Below are 19432 nucleotides of genomic sequence, written 5' to 3'. Positions count from 1 at the left end.
TCGTCTACAGTCCACGGCGCCCATCTGCCGGGGGGGAAGCGGGAGTCGGCCTCGTCACGCCGCCGCGCGCTCAGGGGCAGCGCACGACCTGTCCCGCGTACGACAGGTTGCCGCCGAAGCCGAACAGCAGGACGGCGTCGCCGCTGGACACCTGTCCCCGCTCGACCAGTTTGGACAGGGCCAGCGGGATGCTCGCGGCCGAGGTGTTGCCGGACTCGCTGACGTCCCTGGCGACCACCGCGTTGACGGCGCCGATCTTCGCCGCGAGCGGCTCGATGATCCGCAGGTTGGCCTGGTGCAGGACGACGGCGGCGAGGTCGAGCGGGTCCACGCCGGCCTTCTCGCAGGCGCGCCGGGCGATCGGCGGCAGCTGGGTGGTGGCCCAGCGGTAGACGCTCTGTCCCTCCTGCGCGAAGCGCGGCGGGGTGCCCTCGATGCGTACCGCGTGGCCCATCTCGGGGACGGAACCCCACAGCACGGGGCCGATCCCGGGCTCCTCGCCGGGCCCGCAGGCCTCGACCACGGCGGCGCCGGCCCCGTCGCCGACCAGCACGCACGTCGTGCGGTCGGTCCAGTCCGTCACCTCGGACATCTTGTCGGCGCCGATGACGAGCGCGCGGGTGGCGGCGCCGGCCCGGACGGCGTGGTCGGCGGTGGCGAGCGCGTGGGTGAAGCCGGCGCACACGACGTTGACGTCCATCGCGGCGGGCTGCGGGATGCCGAGCCGGGCGGCGACCCGGGCGGCCATGTTCGGGGAGCGGTCGATCGCGGTGGAGGTGGCGACCAGCACCAGGTCGATGTCCGCGGGGGTGAGGCCGGCCGACGCGAGGGCCTTGGCGGCGGCGTGCGCGGCCAGTTCGTCGACGGGTTCGTCGGGGCCGGCGATGTGCCGGGTGCTGATGCCCACCCGGCTGCGGATCCACTCGTCACTGGTGTCGACCATGCCCGCCAGGTCCTGGTTGGTGAGCACCCTGGCGGGCTGGTAGTGGCCGACGGCGGCGATGCGCGAGCCGTTCATGGGTGGTGGATCCCCCTCGTTGCCTCGGTGTGGGCCCACCAGTCTGTTCAGTGACTCACGGGTACGACGGCACGTAAGGCCACAGGAAACGGGCGGCCGAGTTGTCGGCTTCTTGCAGACCCCCGGACGCCCGGCCGTTCTCCCGGTTCAGCCGTTGAACAGCTGTGTCGCTTTCTGTACGAGTTCGTACACGCCGTAGGCGAAGGGCGCGCCGACCCAGAGCCAGGCGACGGCGATCAGCCAGCGGCGGTCGGGCTCATGCAGGCTGCTGTCGTTCGACATCGACGGCCTCCCTGGGTGCGGGGATGTGGTGGCGGGCGTTCACGGGCCGGATCAGCTCGTTGGCGACGAAGCCGACGACGAGCAGGCCGATCATGATGCCGAAGGACAGGGTGTACAGGTCGGCGCCGTGCTTGCCGGCGTTCTTCTGGTGGTCGGCGATCCAGTTGACGATCAGCGGTCCGAGCACACCGGCCAGCGACCAGGCGGTCAGCAGCCGGCCGTGGATAGCGCCGACCTGATAGGTGCCGAAGAGGTCCTTCAGGTAGGCGGGGACGGTGGCGAAGCCGCCGCCGTAGAAGGAGAGGATCACCAGCGCGCACAGGATGAACAGCGGCTTGGAGGAGTCCCCGAACAGGGTGATGAGCAGGTACATCAGGGCGCCGGCACCGAGGTAGACGCGGTAGATGTTCTTGCGGCCGATCAGGTCGGAGGTGGACGACCAGCCGATGCGTCCGGCCATGTTGGCGGCGGACAGCAGGGCGACGAACCCGGCCGACGCGGACACCGTGACCGGGGTGGAGCTGTCGGCGAAGAAGTCCGTGATCATCGGCGCGGCCTTCTCCAGGATGCCGATGCCCGCGGTCACGTTCATGCAGAGCACGACCCACAGGCACCAGAACTGCGGGGTGCGGATCGCGGTGTTCGCCGAGACCTGCACGCCCTCGAAGGCGCTCGGCGCGTCCGCGACCGGCTTCTCGCTGCGCGGCACGCGGATCAGCAGCACGCCGAGCGTCATGAAGACGGCGTACGACAGTCCGTGCACGAGGAAGGCGAGGGCGATGCCGTCGTTGTCGGCGCCGAAGGACGAGAGCATCTGCGCGGACCAGGGCGAGGCGATCAGCGCGCCGCCGCCGAAGCCCATGATGGCGATGCCGGTGGCCATGCCGGGCCGGTCCGGGAACCACTTGATCAGCGTGGAGACGGGCGAGATGTAGCCGATGCCGAGGCCTATGCCGCCGACGAAGCCGTAGCCCAGGACGATCAGCCAGTACTGCTTCGTCTCGGCGCCGAGAGCGGAGATCAGGAAGCCGGTGGAGAAGCAGATCAGGGCGACCGTCATGGCCCAGCGCGGCCCGTTGCGTTCGACGAGCGTGCCGCCGAACGCGGCCGACAGGCCGAGCATCACGATCGCGAGCTGGAAGGGCAGCGCGCTCTGGGTCCCGCTGAGGTTCAGCGCGGATTCGAGCGGCGGCTTGAAGACGCTCCAGGCGTAGGCCTGGCCGATGGAGAGGTGGACGGCGAGGGCGGCGGGCGGGACGAGCCAGCGGCTCCAGCCCGGCGGTGCTACAGGGGGGCTGCTCATGAGTCCCGAACGGTAGGCGCGCGTCAGGTGGTTGAGAACCCGACGACCGGATCGTATGCGATGAGCGGTATCCAGAATGCGCCGAACGGTCATGGCCGGAACCCCTGCCGCGGCCTCAAATCCATACTGTAGGCAATATTTCGTCGCCGCCTTCCGGCCCCTGCCGGGCCAGCTCCGCGGTATCCCACGAATCGAAGTGTGTGGGCGCGCGGCGGACGCCCCGCGCGGGACCGCCGGGACCAGTTGCTGCCGGGGCCGCATGCGATCAACGACCGGATCGGCTGGATCGGCGAGGGCGCCCTCGGCCACCTCTGCCGCCGCCTGCCGGTCCCGCCGGCCGAGGCCTACGTCGTGGCCACCTGCTACGCGACGTTCTCCCTCACGCCGCGCCCGGCGACCGTCCTGCACGTCTGCACCGACCTGGCGTGCACGGCGGCCGGGGCGCGAGACCTGCTCGCCGGCACCGAGCGGCGGCTCGGCAGACGGAGACGACCACGGTGTGCGCGTACTGCGGTGTGGGCTGCACCCTCACGCTCCATGTGCAGGACAATGAGATGGTCACGGTCACCTCGCCGCACGACAGTCCGGTGACCCACGGCAATCTCTGCATCAAGGGCCGTTTCGGCCACCAGCACGTACAGAACCGGGGCTGATCAGACCATGGGACGAGTCACGGAACGACGCAAGGTCCTCCGCATCCGCGACGGCGCGGTCTCCGCCCGGCCGGACACGCTCGTCGCCGAGGAACCGCTGGAGATCAGACTCAACGGGAAACCCCTGGCCATCACGATGCGCACGCCCGGCGACGACTTCGCGCTGGCCGCCGGGTTCCTGGTGAGCGAAGGTGTCCTGGCGACCGCCGACGACCTGCAGAACATCGTCTACTGCGCGGGAGCGACGGAGGACGGTTCGAACACCTACAACGTGGTCGACGTGCGGACCACGCCGGGCGTCAGGCTGCCGGACTTCACCCTGGAGCGGAACGTCTACACGTCCTCGTCCTGCGGGCTGTGCGGCAAGGCCAGCCTCGACGCGGTGCGCACAACGGCACGCTGGCCGATCGCCGACACTCCCCCGGTCCGGGTGGAGCCCGAGCTGCTCGCGAGCCTCCCCGACCGGCTCCGCGCGTCGCAGCGGGTCTTCGACCGGACCGGGGGACTGCACGCGGCGGCCCTGTTCGCGGAGGACGGCGAGCTGCTGGACATCCGTGAGGACGTGGGCCGGCACAACGCGGTGGACAAGCTGGTCGGCAGGGCGCTGCAGAGCGGCGGCCTGCCGCTGTCCCGCTCGATCCTGCTGGTCTCCGGGCGGGCCTCCTTCGAGCTGGCGCAGAAGGCCGTGATGGCGGGCATCCCGCTGCTGGCGGCGGTCTCCGCGCCGTCCTCGCTGGCGGTGGACCTGGCGGTGGAGACCGGGCTGACCCTGGTCGGCTTCCTGCGGGGCCCCAACATGAACGTGTACGCGGGCGAGGACCGCATCGCCCTGCGGGCCGCGGCCGCCCAGGGCTGATCCGCCTCCCCGCGGGACGGCCGCGGGGCCCCGACCGGCGGGGAGCGCCCCCTGCGCCGCAGGGACCCCGTCTCAGCCGGCGGCCGCGACGGCCGCCGCCTCCGCGAACGCGGCGACCAGCGGCGAGTCGCGGCCGGCCGCCCAGGCCAGCAGGACCTGGTCGGGTTCGGCGTCGGCGACCGGGACGTAGGCGATGTCCGGACGGGAGTACTGCTCGGCGACCGACCGCGGCACCATCGTGATGGCGGTGCCGGCGGCCACGCACTCGAACTTCTCCTCGATGGTGCGCAGCGGCAGCTCGCCGGGGCGCGGGTCGTTGTAGCGCACCCACTGCTCGCCCCGGAGGTCGGCGAGCGAGATCTCCTGCTTCCCGGCCAGCCGGTGCCGGTCCGGGAGCATGGCCACCCGGGGCTCGCCGTACAGCGGGCGCAGTTCGAGTCCGTCCGGCCGCACCGGCTGCCGTACGTAGGCGATGTCGACGGTGCCCTGGAGGATCAGTTCCTCCTGGTCGTCCCACTCGACCCGGCAGGCCTTGGTCTCGACGTCCGGGTGGGCCGCGGCGAAGGCGCGCAGGGCCTGGGTGACGACGACGCCGGCCCGGAACCCGACGACCAGGCGGCGCCTGCCGCGGGCGGCCTCCAGGACGCGGCGCCGGGTGCCGTCGGCGACCGCGAGCAGCTGCCGGGCGTCGTCGAGGAGCTGGCGCCCGGCGTCGGTGAGGGTCACGCCGTGGCTGTCGCGGACGAACAGCTCGGCGCCGAGATCCTTCTCCAGCGCGCGGATCTGGCGGCTGAGCACCGGCTGGGCGATGTGCAGGCGCTCGGCAGCCCGCCCGAAGTGGAGCAGGTCGGCCACCGCCGTGAAGTAGCGGACCTTGCGCAGATCCAGGTCCATGCCACGCCTCCCGGCCGCCGACGACGATGCCTTCAGGGTATCGCCGTCGACGAAAGAGGTCTTGGACGGCGGCTGCCCCCCGGTCGCAGGCTGGAAGCGTCCGAACGGGACGGAACAGCAGCTCGGAAGGGGTCAGTCATGGGTCTGCAGGGTCAGCGCGTGGTCGTGGTCGGGGGTACGTCGGGCATCGGGCTCGCGGTCGCCGAGGGCGCGGCGCGGGAGGGCGCGGACGTGGTGGTCGCCTCGCGCCGTCAGGAGAACGTGGACGCGGCGCTGAAGGTGCTGCCCGAGGGGGCGTGGGGGCGGGTGCTGGACGCCACGGACGAGGAGGCGGTGCGCGGCTTCTTCGCCGCGGTCGGCGGCTACGACCATCTGGTGTTCACGGCGGGCGACGCGCTGCTGCTGGCGACCGTGGCCGAGACGAGTGTCGAGGCGGCCCGGCGTTTCCTGGACACCCGGCTGTTCGGTGCGTACACGGTGGTGAAGCAGGGCGTCGGGTCGATCCGTCCGGGCGGTTCGGTGGTGCTGACGACGGGGACGGCGGGGCAGCGGCCGCTGCCGGGGTCGAGTGTCGCGTCGGCGCTGTGCGGGGCGATGGAGTCGCTGACGCGGGCGCTGGCCGTGGAGCTGGCGCCGGTGCGGGTCAACGTGGTCTCGCCGGGAGTGGTGCGGACCGACCTGTGGCGGACGCTGCCGGAGGCGGCGCGCGAGGAGCTGTACCGGTCGTCCGCCGAGTCGCTGCCGGTGGGGCGGATGGGCGAGCCGGCGGATGTGGCGGAGGCGTACCTGTACCTGATGCGTGGGGGGTACAGCACCGGGTCGGTGGTGGTCGTGGACGGCGGCGGGACGCTGGTGTGAGCGCTCAGGCTGGCGTGAGGCGTACGTCGGCGGCGCTGACGACCGTGCCCAGGCGCGGGAAGTCGAGTTTCACGGACGCCTCGTGCTCGGCGGCGGTGAGGGCGGCCATGGCGTCCGCCACGAAGACGAGGTCGTAGCCGAGGTCGGCGGCGGCGCGGGCGGTCGACTCGACGCCGAGGTTGGTGGCGATGCCGCCGAACACCAGCCGGGTGACGCCGAGCCCGCGCAGGCTCGCGTCGAGTCCGGTGCCCTGGAAGCCGCCGATCGTGCGCTTGACGATCTCCAGGTCGCCTTCTTCGCGAAGTCCTGCCACCAGGTCGCTGCCCGGCGGCTGCTCGGCGAGCGCGGGCCGTTCCACGCGGAGCAGCACCACCGGGGCGCCGGCCGCGCGGAAGGAGCGGGCCAGCTCCCCCGCGGTGTGCAGGACGTCGGTCCCCTTGCGGGGTTCCAGGGGCAGCGCGACGATGCGGTCCATCAGGTCGACGAGGACGAGGGCGGTGTGCGCCGGGTCGAGCGCCAGAGGTGCGGTCATGACGGAACGTTAGCCGTCATCAGCCGTCCGTACCGGAAATCCGGATCAACGGGCCCGTGAACCGGACGCGTTCGGCGGGCACCGGGTTCAGCCGGCGGAGTTCCCGGTGCGGACGGCGGGCCGTGCGCGGGCCGTGCCGGCGGTCGGCGGCACGGCGTCGGCCTCCTGTGCCTGCGGGTCGTGGGCGCGGCGCTTGGCGATGACCGCGCAGACCATGAGCTGCATCTGGTGGAACAGCATCAGCGGCAGCACGGCCAGCGAGGCGTGCGCGCCGAACAGGACGCTGGCCATGGGAAGTCCGGAGGCGAGGGACTTCTTCGACCCGGCGAACTGGATGGCGATCCGGTCGCCGCGCCCGAAGCCGAGCGCCTTGGCGCCGTACCAGGTCAGCAGGAGCATCACGGCGAGCAGCACGGCCTCGACGGCGAGCAGCCCCGCCAGCCGCGCGGCGCTGACCTGGTGCCAGATGCCGCGGACCATGCCCTCGCTGAACGCGGTGTAGACGACCAGCAGGATGGAGCCGCGGTCGACCAGGCCGAGGATCTTCTTGTGCCGGGTGATGAACGAGCCGATCCAGCGGCGCAGCAGCTGTCCGGCGAGGAACGGCACCAGCAGCTGGAGGACGATCTTGACGGCGGAGTCGGCGGAGAAGCCGCCGCCGTCGCCGCCGAGCAGCGCTGCGGCGAGCAGCGGGGTGAGGACGATGCCGATCAGCGAGGAGAAGGATCCGGCGCAGATCGCCGCGGGTACGTTGCCGCGGGCGATCGAGGTGAAGGCGATCGAGGACTGGATGGTGGAGGGCACCAGGGTGAGGAAGAGGAGTCCCTGGTAGAGCGGGTGGCTGAGCAGGACGGGCACCAGACCGCGGGCGGCCAGGCCCAGCACGGGGAAGATCAAGAAGGTGCAGGCCAGGACCGTGACGTGGAGCCGCCAGTGGCGCAGTCCGTCGACGGCCTCGCGGGTGGACAGGCGGGCGCCGTAGAGGAAGAAGAGGAAGGCGATCGCGGCCGTGGAGGCGCCGGACGCCACGTCGGCCGCGGTGTCCCGGGCCGGGAGGAGCGCGGCGAGGCCCACCGTCCCGAGCAGCAGCAGGACGTACGGGTCGATCGGCATCCAGCGGGGCCAGCTCAGGCGTTTCACGGCGCTCCCCTTGCGGGTCGGTCAGGGTGTCGTGCCGGCGCGTACGGCCGGCCTCCGGCCGGGGCCGGAAGGCCCCTCTCCATCGTCCTCTCCCCGACAGTGATCGGGAATCCGGCATACCACTCTCACTGCCATTGCGTTCCGCGATAACATGTCCGAGTGTACGACCCTTCGCAGCTGCGCACCTTCCTGGCGGTGGCCCAGACGCTCAGCTTCACGCAGGCCGCCCGCCGCCTGGGGCTGCGCCAGTCCACCGTCAGCCAGCACGTACGCCGTCTGGAGGACGCCGCCGGCCGCCAGCTGTTCTCCCGGGACACGCACTCCGTGGAGCTGACCGAGGACGGCGAGGCGATGCTCGGCTTCGCCCGCCGGATCCTGGACGTGCACGAGCAGGCGGCGGCCTTCTTCACGGGTACCCGGGTACGCGGCCGGCTGCGCTTCGGCGCGTCGGAGGACTTCGTCCTCACCCGCCTGCCGGAGATCCTGGAGGGCTTCCGCCACGACCACCCGGAGGTCGACCTGGAGCTGACGGTGGAGCTGTCCGGCACCCTGCACGAGCGGCTGGCCGCCGGGAAGCTGGACCTGGTGCTGGCCAAGCGGCGTGCCGAGGACCCGCTGGGCGAACTGGTCTGGCAGGACGACCTGGTGTGGATCGGCGCCGAACGCCTGCGCCTGGACCCCGCCCGCCCGGTCCCCCTGATCGTCTACCCCCCGCCCGGCATCACCCGCGCCCTGGCCCTGGAGGCGCTGGAGCGCCAGGGCCGCGACTGGCGGATCGTCTGCACGAGCGGCAGCCTCAACGGCCTGATCGCGGCGGCGCGGGCGGGCCTGGGCGTGATGGCCCATTCGAGGGGCCTGATCCCGCCGGGCCTGTTCCGCGTCCCGGACCGGGCCGGCCTGCCGGAACTGGGCAGGGTCGACTTCGTCCTGGTGCACAGCCCCGCCCGCACCCCCGCCCAGTCGGCGGCGGACGCGCTGGCGGCCGCGATCCTGACCAGCGGGGCCCGCCTCAGACGCCCGTAGGGCCCCTCACCGCGCACCCTGGTACGTCAGCTGCTTCACCCCGCGCAGGAACGGCATCGTCTCCACGTGCTGCACGCCCTCCAGGCGCCCCAGCGGGCCGCTCAGGTACGCGTACAGGTGGGCCGTGTCGCGCAGCACCGCCGTCACCACGAGGTGCGACGGTCCGGCGGTGGCCGCGGCGAACGCCACCTCCTCGTGTCCCGCCAGCGCCTGTCCCACGGAGTGCATCGCGGCCGGCGTGGTGGTGATCCACAGCACCGCGGTCGTCGCGAACCCCAGCACCTCGCAGCGGTACTCGACGTCGACGTGGACCGCTCCGGAGCCGAGCAGCGCGGCCAGCCGGCGCTTCACCGACGACTCGGACCGTCCCGTGGCACGCTGCAGCTCCGGATAGGTCGCCCGCCCGTCCCGCTCCAGCACGGCGAGCAGCGGCGCGTCCTCGGCCTCGAGCCGCACCGGCCCCTCGATCGGCGGCGCCGCCGGCCGCAGGGCTTCGATCTGGGCGTCCGACAGCGCCCCGAACTTCCGGATCCACCCGGACGGGCCGCCGTAGAAGCGGTGCAGGAGCTGCTGGGCGCGGATCTCCACCACGCTGGGGGTGCGCGGCAGCCTGCCGAGCAGCAGGTCGTCGTGGTCGCCGGGACGACGCGGCCGGGTCATGCAGACGATCTCCGTGCCGCCGGAGGCCAGCCCGATCCAGGCGGTGTCGGGGCGCTTGGCGAGGGCGTCGGCGATGACGGCGGCGCCGTCGGGCGCGCAGCGCAGCCGGAGCATCCACTGGTCCTGGCCGAGCCGTTCCGCGTCCCGGACGGCGACCACCCGCAGTCCGGCCTCGGCACGGAGTCTGCGGTAGCGGCGGGCGACGGTCTGGTCGGAGACGCCGAGCACCGCCCCGATGCGGCTGAAGGGGGCGCGGCCGTCGACCTCCAGGGCGCTCAGCAGTCCCAGATCCAGCGCGTCGAACGTGTCGGATTCCAGTGTCAGCACGACCTCTCCCTTCGGATTCCGCCGGTCGGCCGCGATCCGCCACCGCGATCGGCCGGAGGGGCCCATGGTACGGAGTGACATCGGCCGCCGTGCCGACCGGTCTACCGAGGAGTGAAGAGATGCGCAGGTGGGGGCCGCTGACCGCGGTGTGCCTGGGGACGTTCATGTTGTTGCTCGACGTGACGATCGTGGTGGTGGCGCTGCCGGACATGGCGGCGGCGCTGCACGCGTCGCTGAGCGATCTGCAGTGGGTGGTGGACGGCTACGCCCTGGCGCTGGCCGCGCTGCTGCTGGGGGCCGGGGCGGCGGCCGACATCCTGGGCCGCCGCCGGGTGCACGTGGCCGGGATCGTGCTGTTCGCCGCCGCGAGCCTGCTGTGCGGGCTGGCGCCGGGGCCGGGCACGCTGGTGGCCGCGCGGGCCGTGCAGGGGGTGGGCGCGGCGGCGATGTTCGCGACGACGCTGCCGCTGCTCGGCTCGGTCTACCAGGGGCGGCGGCGGTCGGCGGCGCTCGGGGTGTGGGGCGCGGTGAGCGGCGGGGCCGCGGCCGTCGGACCGGTGGTCGGCGGCCTGCTGACGGCAGGGCCCGGCTGGCGCTGGATCTTCCTGGTGAACCTGCCGGTCAGTGTGGCCGCGGTGTGGCTGACGCTGCGGGTCGTGCCGGAGTCCAGGGGGCAGCGCGGGATGCGGGTGGACTGGGCGGGAACGGTCGCGTTCGCGCTGTTCGCGGGCGGGCTGACGTACGGGGTCGTGCGGGCCGGGGAGGACGGCTGGACGGCGTCGGCGGCGCTCTGCGCGTTCGCCGCGGCGGCCCTCGGGCTGCTGGTGTTCGTGCGGGTGGAACGGCGGGCCGCGCACCCCCTGCTGGACCTGTCGCTGCTGCGCGGGCGGGCGTTCACCGGGGTGATGGTGGGCGCGTTCGCGTTCAGCGGGGTGGCGTTCGGCGCGCTGCCGTACGTGTCGATCTGGATGCAGACCCTGCTCGGGATGACCCCGGTGCGGGGCGGCCTGACGCTGCTGCCGATGACGGTGGCCGCGATGCTGGTCGCGGTCCTGGTGGGGCGGCTGCTGCACGGGGCGCCGGCCCGGCTGACGGTCGGCGGCGGGCTGCTGCTGATCGGGGCGGGCGACCTGGCCCAGGCGGTGCTGGGCGCCGGCTCCTCCTGGACGGCGCTGATACCGGGGTTCGTGCTGGTGGGCGTCGGCACCGGGTTCGTGTCGCCGACGGTGGCGGGCGCGGCGCTGGCGGCGGTCCCGGCCGAGCGGGCCGGGATGGCGGGCGGCGCGGTGAACACGGTCAGGCAGCTCGGGTACGCGCTGGGGGTCGCCGTCTCCGGGACGTTGGTGACCTCCCGGATGGCCGGCACGCTGCCGGACGGGGCCGCGCACACGCTGGCGGGCGGCGGGGCGGGCGCGCTGCGCGGCACCTTCGCCGAGCACACCCTGCGCACGGCCTTCGCCTCCGGGCTGGACGGAGCGCTGCTGGTGATGGGCGGGGCCGCGGTGGTGGCGGGCGTCCTGGTCCTGGTGCTGGTGCGGGCTCCGCGCCCGGCCGCCCCGGCGGCTCAAGGGGTCCCGGTGGCACGGCCGCCGGAGGGTTCGGCGGTGCCGCGGGGCTGACCCGGCGGTAACCCGCCGGGGGCCGTAACCGGGTCGTACAGATTCAGTGGAGATTACGGAGGCGGAACTTACTCGACCGTAGGTATTCTGTCCGACCCTTACCCATGTGAGCGCATTTTCCAGGCCCTGACGGGCGCATACGAGCGCAATGCTCGATTTCGCACCCCCTCCCGAACGGTTCTCGGGTGGGGTAGCTTTCACGGCGCTGTGCGGAGCGTGACTGGGGAGCGAGAAGCGGGAGCGGGGTTTGCGCGAGTTCACCAACCCGCCGTTGGCGTCGGCGCCGCCGGTGGGAGGCCTGGCCGACTGCGTGTTCGAGCACGCCCTGACGGACCCGCTGCACGTCGCCCTGGGCCGCAAGGACGACCTCGGCCACTGGCGGGACGTGACCTCCGCCGAGTTCCGTGACGAGGTCCTCGCGCTCGCCAAGGGCCTGCTGGCCCGGGGCGTCCGGTTCGGGGACCGCGTCGCGATCATGTCCCGCACCCGCTACGAGTGGACGCTGTTCGACTTCGCCCTGTGGACGATCGGCGCCCAGGTGGTGCCCGTCTACCCCACGTCGTCGGCCGAACAGTGCTTCTGGATGCTGTACGACGCCGAGTGCACGGCCGCGATCGTGGAGCACGAGGACCACGCGATGACGATCGCCACCGTCATCGACCGGCTGCCGCAGCTGCGCCAGCTGTGGCAGCTGGACTCCGGCGCGGTGCAGGAGCTGTACGACGCGGGCGCGCACCTGGAGGACGAGGTCGTGCACCGGCACCGGGAGGCGGTCACGCCGGACTCGGTCGCCACGATCATCTACACCTCCGGGACCACCGGCCGCCCCAAGGGCTGCGTGCTCTCGCACGGCAACTTCATGTACGAGGCGGACACGGTCGTCGGCCGCTGGGAGTCGGTGTTCCGCGCGAAGCGGGGCGAGGAGGTCTCCACCCTGCTCTTCCTGCCGCTCGCGCACGTCTTCGGCCGCATGGTCGAGGTGGCGGCGATCCGGCACGGCGTCCGTTTCGGCCATCAGCCGCAGCTGAACGCGGCCGCGCTGCTGCCCGACCTGGCCGCGTTCCGGCCGACGTTCATCCTGGCCGTGCCGTACATCTTCGAGAAGGTGTTCAACGCGGCCCGGCGCAAGGCGGAGAAGGAGGGCAAGGGCGGCCCGTTCGAGAAGGCCGTGGAGATCGCCGTGAAGTACGCCGACGCGGTCGAGGCCAAGGCATGGGGCACCGGAGCCGGTCCCTCGGCGTCGCTGCGGGTGCAGCACCAGCTCTTCGACAAGCTCGTCTTCGCCAAGGTGCGGGCCGCGATGGGCGGCCGGATCCGCAACGCCATGTCCGGCGGCTCGGCCATGGACCGCAGGCTCGGCCTGTTCTTCGCCGGCGCGGGCGTGCAGATCTACGAGGGCTACGGGCTCACCGAGTCGACGGCGGCCGCCACCGCCAACCCGCCCGAGCGCACCCGCTACGGGACGGTCGGCCAGGCCATCCCGGGCACCGCCGTGCACATCGCGGACGACGGCGAGGTCTGGCTGCACGGCGACAACGTCTTCCAGGGCTATCTCAACAACCAGAAGGCCACCGACGCCTCGCTGCACGACGGCTGGCTGGCCACCGGCGACCTGGGCTCCCTGGACGAGGACGGCTACCTCACCATCACCGGCCGCAAGAAGGAGATCCTGGTGACCTCCGGCGGCAAGAGCGTCTCGCCCGGTGTCCTGGAGGAGCGGGTGCGCGACCATCCGCTGGTCAATCAGTGCATCGTGGTGGGCAACGACCGTCCCTACATAGCCGCCCTGATCACGCTCGAGACCGAGGCCGTCGAGCACTGGCTGCAGATGCGCGGCAAGCCGCCGCTGCCCGCCGCCCAGCTGGTGCACGACGCCGACCTGGAGACCGAGGTGCGGCGCGCGGTGGTCGCCGCCAACACCCTGGTCTCGCAGGCCGAGTCGATCCGTACCTTCCGCATCCTGGCCCAGCCGTTCACCGAGGAACACGGTCTGCTGACCCCGTCGTTGAAGCTGAAGCGCAAGGCGATCGAGAGCGCCTACGCCAACGAGGTCGAGGCGCTCTACCGGGCCTGACGTCCCGCCACCGGACGTTTCGTTCACCACCGTGTACGCCGTTCACCGATGCGTCCATCGTGCGCACCAGCGTCCCGGCGGGCACGGCCGCGGTCAAGAGCGCGGACCGCGCGGCCGGATGCGTTTTTGGCCATTCTCCGTTCCGGGAGGCCCACTCGGCGTTCGCTTCCGGCGGATTCCGGGCTCAGGAATGCATCACGGCCGGTGATCGTTGACGATGGGGGTACCACCTGTCGACAACCTAAGGATCGAGAGCTCGTGAGCAGCAAGGTCCCCCCGAAAATCCTCAACAACGGCATCGAGATGCCCCAGCTGGGCTTCGGTGTGTGGCAGGTGCCGGACGACGAGGCCGAGCGGGCCGTCGCGACGGCGCTGGAGGCCGGGTACCGCAGCATCGACACAGCGGCGATCTACGGCAACGAAGAGGGCACCGGCAAGGCCATCGCCGCCTCCGGCGTGCCCCGCGAGGACGTCTTCGTCACCACCAAGCTCTGGAACGCCGACCAGGGCCACGACGCCACGCTGCGCGCCTTCGACGCGTCGCTGGCCAAGCTCGGCCTGGACTACCTGGACCTGTACCTCATCCACTGGCCGCTGCCGGCCCGGGGCAGGTACGTCGACTCCTACAAGGCGTTCGAGAAGCTGCTGGCCGACGGCCGGGTCCGGGCCATCGGCGTCTCCAACTTCCTCCCGGAGCACCTGGAGCACCTGATCGAGGAGACGTCGGTCGTCCCGGCGGTCAACCAGATCGAACTGCACCCGCACCTGCAGCAGCACGCGGCCCGGGAGTTCCACGCCGAGCAGGGCATCGCCACCGAGGCCTGGTCCCCGCTCGGCCAGGGCAAGGGCCTGCTGGAGGTGCCGGCGATCGTCGCCATCGCGCAGAAGCACAACCGCACCCCGGCCCAGATCGTGCTGCGCTGGCACGTCCAGCTGGGCAACGTGGTGATCCCGAAGTCGGTCACACCGTCCCGGATCAAGGAGAACATCGAGGTGTTCGACTTCAGCCTGGACACCGAGGACCTCGCGGCGATCAGCGCGCTCAACGAGGACCGTCGCATCGGCCCCGACCCGGCCGTCTTCGACGTCGGCTGAGCGCCTGCCCCGGCGCACACCGGCCGCTTCGCCGTGAACCCGGCGGGGCGGCCGTCCGCGTTCCCGGGCCCCTGCCCCGAGTCCCGTGCCCCAGGCGTCAGCCGGAGTGGGCTTCCGCGTGCAGGACCTCGAACTCCTCCAGCGCGACGACGGTCACGCGCGCCTTGGCCGCGTCCTCGCGCCGGGCGGCCGCCTGGCCGCCGCGGGAGGCGGCCATCGACGCACGGTCGACGAACAGCACGCCGACCGTCCCCCGGCCCCTGCCCGGGTCGATCAGGAGGGCGCACTGCGCGAAGCCGTGCAGGGCCTCCAGGCGGGGGACCGTGGACGAGCGGAACGTCTCGGCGAACAGGCCCGCGTCCGACGGATCGAACTCCACCCTGGTCCTGCGCACCCCGCCGCCCGCGCGCGGCGGCTGCACCGAGTGGAAGACGGCCACCTCGTAGTTCTCGACGGCGACGGTGCCGGCGAACGGCTCCAGCATCGGCAGCCGCCGTTCGCGCATCACCTGGTCGCTGTTGCGCCGGGCCGCCTCGGAGCCCCACCAGCTCACCGCGAGCAGCTTGCCCAGGTCCCGGTCGACGAAGACGCCCGCTCCCCGGTACTCGGGACGCTCCTCCAGCAGGCTGCGCCCCTCGCTGTTCAGCGCGCGGACGGCCGTCTCGATCCGCGCCGGATCGCCGGTGGCGTACACCGTGCGTACGAACATGGCTCCTCGCCTCCCAGGAGCCGCCGGAGCCACGGCTCGATCCCGCACGGCTCCTGCGTGAATGTGCGGAATGTCCTGCCCCACCAGTGTTCCCTGGGGCCCATCTGGTCGCAATGCATGACAATTCCCCGAGTTCACCCTCAGGGGTTGACGCGGACATGCAGCCGGGGCCACCTTGTACGGCACCCGGTCAGGAAACTTTCCTAACAGAAGGGGACCCCCCACAGTGCGCATCCGAACACTGACCCTCGCCGCGGCCTCCGGGGCCGCGCTGCTGGCCGCCGGCGTGCTTCCCGCGAACGCGTCCGGCGCCACCGTCCCGAAGTCCGCCCAGGAGGGCTCGGTGAGCGCGGCCGCCCTGCTCGCCAAGGTGACCTCCTGTTCCCAGATCTCCAGCGGCAAGTACAGGACCGACGAGGAGACCTCCGCCACGATCCCCGTGTGCGGCAAGAACGGCGCCGTGTTCTGGAAGTCCGACATGGACATCGACTGCGACGGCCAGCGCACCACCAACTGCAACGAGGACCGCGACCCCTGGTACCAGGACGACACGGCCTTCCACCAGTCCGACGGCAAGCCGCTGAAGGCGGAGACCCTGCCCTACGTGGTGGTGCCCAGTTCCAGCAGCATATGGAACTACTCAAGCGCCGGCATCAAGGGCGGCGGCGTGGTCGCCGTCATCTACAACAACAAGGTGGAGTACGCGGTGGTCGGCGACACCGGCCCCACGCAGATCATCGGCGAGGCGTCCTACGCCACCGCCAAGGCGCTCGGCATCGACCCCGACCCCGAGACCGGCGGTGCCGACTCCGGCGTGACCTACATCCTGTTCAAGAACTCCAAGGTCTCCCCCATCGAGAGCCACAGCGCGGCGGTGTCTCTCGGCGACCAGCTGGCGAAGCAGTTCCTCGCCGCCAACTGACCCCGGGGAGGGGCGGGTGGCCCGGTACCGGTGGGTGCCGGGCCGCCCGGTACGTCAGTTGGGCTGCCCGAGCGGGCGCACCACGAGGGTGTTGACGTCCACGCCGGCCGGCTGCCGGATCGCCCACACCACCGAGTCGGCGAGCTGGTCGGCGGTCAGCAGCAGGCCGGGCGGCAGGCTGCCGTTGCCGTCCCAGAACGGGGTCTCCACCCGGCCCGGCGCGACCAGCGTGACGCCGATGCCGAACTCGGTGACCTGACGGCGGGTGTTCTCCGCGAGCCCGGTGACCGCCCACTTGGTGGCGCCGTACAGGTTGCCGGGCGTGTTGACGAACCCGGCGACGCTGCCGACCAGGACGATCCGCCCCCGGCTCTCCTTCAGGGCGTCGACGGAGGCCCTGATCAGCAGGGCCGGGCCGAGGACGTTGGTGAGGACCATCTCCGCCCACCCCGCCGGATCGCCCTCGGCGACGGTGTCGTGGGTGGCGGACCCGGCGTTGGCGACGACGGTGTCCAGCCGGCCGAACGTCTTGAGCGTGGCCTCGACCGCCGCCCGCACGTCGGCGTACTCGGCGGCGTTCCCGGCGAGGGTCAGCAGGCCCTCCGGATCGCCGAGTTCACCGGCGAAGGCGCGCAGCCGCGCGGCGCCCCGGCCGGTGACGGCCACCCGGTGCCCGGCGGCCAGCAGTTGCCGTGCGACGGCGGCGCCGATACCGCTGCCGCCGCCGGTGATGAGCGCGACCGGAGTGTCGTTCATGATGTTTCCCCCTGTGACTGGACGAGGCCCGCAGTCCATCACTTGGAGCGCTCTCGATGTCAACCACCGCACCGGCAGCCGCCGGACCCGCGCTACGCGGGCCGCACCGCCGTGTGCACCGTCCGGGCGCCGAGGACGAACACGTCGGGCCTGCGGTGCACGCTCGCCGGATCGGCCGGGTCCAGGAGCCGGTCCAGGGTGCCGCGGTCCTCGGCGTCCAGGCCCTCGCCGACGGTGTCCCGCAGCCGGGAGAGGATCTCGCTCACATAGGCGCGGGCCCTGTCGGAGGCCGGAGCGGGCAGGTCGACGAGGAAGCTGCGGCTGCCGGTGTACCTGAGCCCGGCGGAGCCGAGCAGGGCGGGCCAGTCCTCGGTCTCCGCGACGGCTCCGGGCAGGTCGGTGCGCATCCGCGCGAACCACTCCTCCTGGAGCGCGTCCATCCGGGCCTGGAGGCCGGGCCGGCCGATGCCGACGTCACGGGGCAGGAAACGGCTGGGCAGGCCGCCTTCGAGGACGGCCAGGGTGCCGCCGGGGGCCAGCCGCTCGCCGAAGGCGGTGAGCGCGGCCCGCTGGTCGCCGAGGTGGTGCAGGCTGTGCCCGGCCCACAGCAGGTCCGCCGGGTAGTCCAGCTGGTCCAGCACACCGGGGAGGTCACCGGCGAGGACACCGAAGCGGTCCGCCACGCCGAGCCGCTCGGCGCGGGCCGCGGCCCGGTCCAGGAGCGGTTCGCTGCTGTCCACGGCCACCACCCGGGCACCCGGGAACGCCTGCGCGAACAGGCACGACACCACACCGGGACCGCTGCCCGCGTCGACGATCAGCCCCGGCTCGGCGACCCTGCCGAGCCAGCCCAGGGCGTTCTCGTAGAGCGGGGCGAACAGCTCCGCCTGCGACTCCAGGTGCGCGGCCAGCTCGGCCCAGTCGACGTCGGTGTGGGCGTGGGCGTGGGTGTCGTCGTGCTGGTGGTGGTCATCGTGCGCCATGGCAGCGGCCTCTCGTCCGGATGCCGCCAGCCTGCTCCGGCACACCGCCCGAAGGCCAGTCCTGTTGCCGTCGCGGCAAAAGACCGGTCACGGACGGCAAGGCCGCCGGGCCGCGGTGCCGCCCCGGCCGACGTGCCGGTGGTACGCGCGGTCCGCCGGGGCCGGGCCCGGAGTACCGGGACCGGGGCGCCCTTCCCGCCGGACCGGCGGGCGCCGCGGCGGCGGGCTTCAGGCGGCCGGCGGCTTCCTGAACGCCCGTACGCCGAAGCGGGGATCGGGGCGGCGGCGGTCCTGGTCGGGCAGGGCCGCGAGCCGTGCGGCGAACTCCTCGACGCGCGGATCGTCGGGCCGGAGCACCGTGAACCAGCCGCGCCGCAGGTCGGCGACGGTGGAGCGGGGCGAACGGCCCTGGCCGTGGCCGCGGAAGGCCGCCCGTCCCGCGGGCGTCAGTCCGCCGGCCGTCGCGTGCGCGGTGACCTCGGCCGCCGCGTCCACGGCCGGGCGGCGCGGCCGTGACGCGAGGACCGCGTCGACGTCGCTGCCGACGTCGTGGGCGGCCGCCTTGTCCACGGTGGTCACGTACACCCCGCCGGGCCGCAGTACCCGCGCGCACTCGGCGACCACCGCGCGGACCTCGTCGGCCCCGGCGAGGAGATGGAGCAGCCAGACGGTGGTCACCGCGTCGAACGTGCCGTCCGGGAAAGGGAGTCGGCGGCTGTCGGCCAGCAGCACCGCACCCGGCAGCCGGGCCGCCGCCAGCCGCGCCATGCCGTGCGCGCGGTCCGCCCCGGTGACCCGGAGCGCGGGCCGGGCGGTGGCCAGGCGCCGGGTGACGATGCCGGTGCCGCAGGCGAGGTCGAGGAGCCGGCCCGGAGTGTCCGGGCGGCCGGGGATCAGACCGAGGACGGCGTCGGCGGCCGCTTCGGCGCGCGCCTCGCCGCCGCGCGACTCGTCGTAGGCGCCGGCTTCCTTGTCGTAGTCGAGCACACGGCTCAGTGTGCGCCGTGGCCCGGCGCGATGTCCTCCACCCTGTGGGCGAGTTCGAAGTCCAGGGCGGTGACGGCGCCGCCCACGCTGTGGGTGTTCACGGTGAGGGTGACCGTGTGGTAGCCGAGGGTGACGTCGGCGTGGTGGTCGAGCTCGTCCTGGATGCGGGCGATGTGCACGACGAACGCGGCGGCGGCGAAGTGCGAGTCGAGGCGGTAGCCGCGGGCCAGCAGGTCGCCCTCCAGCGACCAGCCCGGCAGCTCGGCCAGCCGGTTCTCGATCTCCTGCTGCGCCAGCGGTTCGACGGCCATGGTGCGGCTTCCTTCCCTCGGTTGCCCGGAGGCGGGCTGGGGTTCAGCCTGCCACGGCCGGGCTCCGCGCTCCGTCACCCACGCGGTTCCTCGGTCACGGTCGTCCGCACGACCGCTGTGTCGTCCCGCCCCGCCGTCCCACCGCCCGCCGCCGACGGGACGGGCGTCGGCCCGCCGGCACGGCCCGGCCTGGTGCGCGCTGCCGCTGCGGATCGAGCACGAGGGCCGGGCGCTGTCGTTCGTGTCGTCCGTCTCGACGTTCAACACGCCGGTGGACGTGACGGTCGCCGAGCCGGCCGTCGAGACGTTCCCGCCCGCGGACCCCGGCGACGGCCAAGTACCTGCGCTCACTCACAAGTTGACGTGAGAGGTTGCCTCGACCAGGTGTGCGAGGCGGCATCGCGTGACACACTGCTCCCCGTACTTGTGC

The 19432-nt window shown here is 72.8% G+C and carries 19 protein-coding genes and 3 pseudogenes; 10 read left to right on the top strand and 12 right to left on the bottom strand.

Going from position 1 to position 19432, the window contains the following annotated elements:
• Nucleotides 1–70: 70 nt before the first annotated feature.
• The 3 genes from ACIRQ9_RS30495 to ACIRQ9_RS30485 form a co-directional block, all read right to left on the bottom strand.
• Nucleotides 71–1018: a beta-ketoacyl-ACP synthase III gene (locus ACIRQ9_RS30495; protein WP_404180502.1), complete on the bottom strand. Its 948-nt coding sequence runs from the start codon at nt 1016–1018 to the stop codon at nt 71–73.
• Nucleotides 1019–1165: 147 nt separating this feature from the next.
• On the bottom strand, nt 1166–1300 hold the full coding sequence (locus tag ACIRQ9_RS30490) for a hypothetical protein (protein ID WP_351315073.1): 135 nt from the start codon (nt 1298–1300) through the stop codon (nt 1166–1168).
• A complete protein-coding gene (locus ACIRQ9_RS30485) occupies nt 1275–2603 on the bottom strand; it encodes an OFA family MFS transporter (protein WP_404180499.1) in 1329 nt (442 codons plus the stop codon). Before ACIRQ9_RS30485 ends, ACIRQ9_RS30490 begins: the two co-directional genes overlap by 26 nt.
• Nucleotides 2604–2804: 201 nt before the next feature.
• On the opposite strand from ACIRQ9_RS30485, the pseudogene ACIRQ9_RS30480 reads away from it, so the two are divergent.
• The 3 genes and pseudogenes from ACIRQ9_RS30480 to fdhD form a co-directional block, all read left to right on the top strand.
• A pseudogene (locus tag ACIRQ9_RS30480) lies at nt 2805–3083 on the top strand (NAD(P)H-dependent oxidoreductase subunit E); the annotation flags it as partial.
• A pseudogene (locus ACIRQ9_RS30475) lies at nt 3083–3256 on the top strand (Fe-S-binding domain-containing protein); the annotation flags it as partial. The pseudogenes ACIRQ9_RS30480 and ACIRQ9_RS30475, both read left to right, overlap by 1 nt.
• A gap of 7 nt (nt 3257–3263) precedes the next feature.
• Nucleotides 3264–4112 carry a formate dehydrogenase accessory sulfurtransferase FdhD gene (fdhD, locus tag ACIRQ9_RS30470; RefSeq protein WP_362183148.1) on the top strand — a complete coding sequence of 283 codons (849 nt, stop codon included), beginning with the start codon at nt 3264–3266 and terminating at the stop codon, nt 4110–4112.
• Between the two features lie 72 nt (nt 4113–4184).
• Here the strand turns inward: fdhD and ACIRQ9_RS30465 are convergent, their stop codons facing one another.
• Entirely contained in the window at nt 4185–5006 is an 822-nt protein-coding gene (locus ACIRQ9_RS30465) for a LysR family transcriptional regulator (protein WP_404180496.1), read from the bottom strand.
• A 138-nt stretch (nt 5007–5144) separates the two neighbouring features.
• Here ACIRQ9_RS30465 and ACIRQ9_RS30460 point away from each other — a divergent pair, with 138 nt between their 5' ends.
• On the top strand, nt 5145–5864 hold the full coding sequence (locus ACIRQ9_RS30460; RefSeq protein ID WP_404180493.1) for an SDR family oxidoreductase: 720 nt from the start codon (nt 5145–5147) through the stop codon (nt 5862–5864).
• A 4-nt stretch (nt 5865–5868) separates the two neighbouring features.
• Here ACIRQ9_RS30460 and ACIRQ9_RS30455 read toward each other — a convergent pair whose 3' ends face one another.
• Nucleotides 5869–6396 carry an isochorismatase family protein gene (locus ACIRQ9_RS30455; protein WP_404180490.1) on the bottom strand — a complete coding sequence of 176 codons (528 nt, stop codon included), beginning with the start codon at nt 6394–6396 and terminating at the stop codon, nt 5869–5871.
• Between the two features lie 87 nt (nt 6397–6483).
• Entirely contained in the window at nt 6484–7509 is a 1026-nt protein-coding gene (locus tag ACIRQ9_RS30450; RefSeq protein WP_404180683.1) for a bile acid:sodium symporter family protein, read from the bottom strand.
• Nucleotides 7510–7695: 186 nt separating this feature from the next.
• On the opposite strand from ACIRQ9_RS30450, the gene ACIRQ9_RS30445 reads away from it, so the two are divergent.
• A complete protein-coding gene (locus ACIRQ9_RS30445) occupies nt 7696–8559 on the top strand; it encodes a LysR substrate-binding domain-containing protein (protein ID WP_404180487.1) in 864 nt (287 codons plus the stop codon).
• Nucleotides 8560–8565: 6 nt separating this feature from the next.
• On the opposite strand, the gene ACIRQ9_RS30440 is transcribed toward ACIRQ9_RS30445, so the two are convergent.
• On the bottom strand, nt 8566–9543 hold the full coding sequence (locus ACIRQ9_RS30440) for an Lrp/AsnC family transcriptional regulator (protein WP_404180680.1): 978 nt from the start codon (nt 9541–9543) through the stop codon (nt 8566–8568).
• Nucleotides 9544–9665: 122 nt separating this feature from the next.
• Between ACIRQ9_RS30440 and ACIRQ9_RS30435 the strand changes: the two genes are divergently transcribed.
• From ACIRQ9_RS30435 to ACIRQ9_RS30425, 3 genes are all read left to right on the top strand, one after another.
• Nucleotides 9666–11165 (top strand): MFS transporter, encoded by a 1500-nt coding sequence (locus ACIRQ9_RS30435; RefSeq protein ID WP_404180484.1) that lies wholly within the window; start codon nt 9666–9668, stop codon nt 11163–11165.
• Nucleotides 11166–11412: 247 nt separating this feature from the next.
• Nucleotides 11413–13239 (top strand): AMP-dependent synthetase/ligase, encoded by a 1827-nt coding sequence (locus ACIRQ9_RS30430; RefSeq protein ID WP_404180481.1) that lies wholly within the window; start codon nt 11413–11415, stop codon nt 13237–13239.
• A gap of 258 nt (nt 13240–13497) precedes the next feature.
• Entirely contained in the window at nt 13498–14334 is an 837-nt protein-coding gene (locus tag ACIRQ9_RS30425; protein WP_404180478.1) for an aldo/keto reductase, read from the top strand.
• A gap of 97 nt (nt 14335–14431) precedes the next feature.
• Here the strand turns inward: ACIRQ9_RS30425 and ACIRQ9_RS30420 are convergent, their stop codons facing one another.
• Nucleotides 14432–15043, bottom strand: a complete 612-nt coding sequence (locus ACIRQ9_RS30420) for a hypothetical protein (RefSeq protein WP_404180475.1) — start codon at nt 15041–15043, stop codon at nt 14432–14434.
• Nucleotides 15044–15269: 226 nt separating this feature from the next.
• Here ACIRQ9_RS30420 and ACIRQ9_RS30415 point away from each other — a divergent pair, with 226 nt between their 5' ends.
• The gene (locus tag ACIRQ9_RS30415) at nt 15270–15965 is read left to right on the top strand and encodes a glycoside hydrolase family 75 protein (RefSeq protein WP_404180472.1); all 696 of its coding nucleotides are present in this window, start codon (nt 15270–15272) and stop codon (nt 15963–15965) included.
• A gap of 54 nt (nt 15966–16019) precedes the next feature.
• Here ACIRQ9_RS30415 and ACIRQ9_RS30410 read toward each other — a convergent pair whose 3' ends face one another.
• The 4 genes from ACIRQ9_RS30410 to ACIRQ9_RS30395 form a co-directional block, all read right to left on the bottom strand.
• Complete coding sequence (locus ACIRQ9_RS30410) at nt 16020–16721, bottom strand: SDR family oxidoreductase (protein ID WP_404180469.1); 702 nt, start codon at nt 16719–16721, stop codon at nt 16020–16022.
• Nucleotides 16722–16813: 92 nt separating this feature from the next.
• On the bottom strand, nt 16814–17704 hold the full coding sequence (locus ACIRQ9_RS30405; RefSeq protein ID WP_404180466.1) for a class I SAM-dependent methyltransferase: 891 nt from the start codon (nt 17702–17704) through the stop codon (nt 16814–16816).
• A gap of 228 nt (nt 17705–17932) precedes the next feature.
• Nucleotides 17933–18691 carry a class I SAM-dependent methyltransferase gene (locus tag ACIRQ9_RS30400; protein WP_404180463.1) on the bottom strand — a complete coding sequence of 253 codons (759 nt, stop codon included), beginning with the start codon at nt 18689–18691 and terminating at the stop codon, nt 17933–17935.
• 5 nt (nt 18692–18696) lie between these two features.
• Nucleotides 18697–19002, bottom strand: a complete 306-nt coding sequence (locus ACIRQ9_RS30395) for a 4a-hydroxytetrahydrobiopterin dehydratase (protein ID WP_404180460.1) — start codon at nt 19000–19002, stop codon at nt 18697–18699.
• A 187-nt stretch (nt 19003–19189) separates the two neighbouring features.
• Between ACIRQ9_RS30395 and ACIRQ9_RS30390 the strand changes: the two are divergent.
• Nucleotides 19190–19364 (top strand): annotated as a pseudogene (locus ACIRQ9_RS30390) (transcriptional regulator); the annotation flags it as partial.
• Nucleotides 19365–19432: the final 68 nt, after the last annotated feature.

Origin of the sequence: Streptomyces sp. NPDC101237 (assembly GCF_044767465.1) — a bacterium.
Lineage (GTDB): Bacteria > Actinomycetota > Actinomycetes > Streptomycetales > Streptomycetaceae > Streptomyces > Streptomyces gramineus.
The sequence above is the reverse complement of the archived record's forward strand: the minus strand, read 5'-3'. Positions and strand labels throughout refer to the sequence as shown.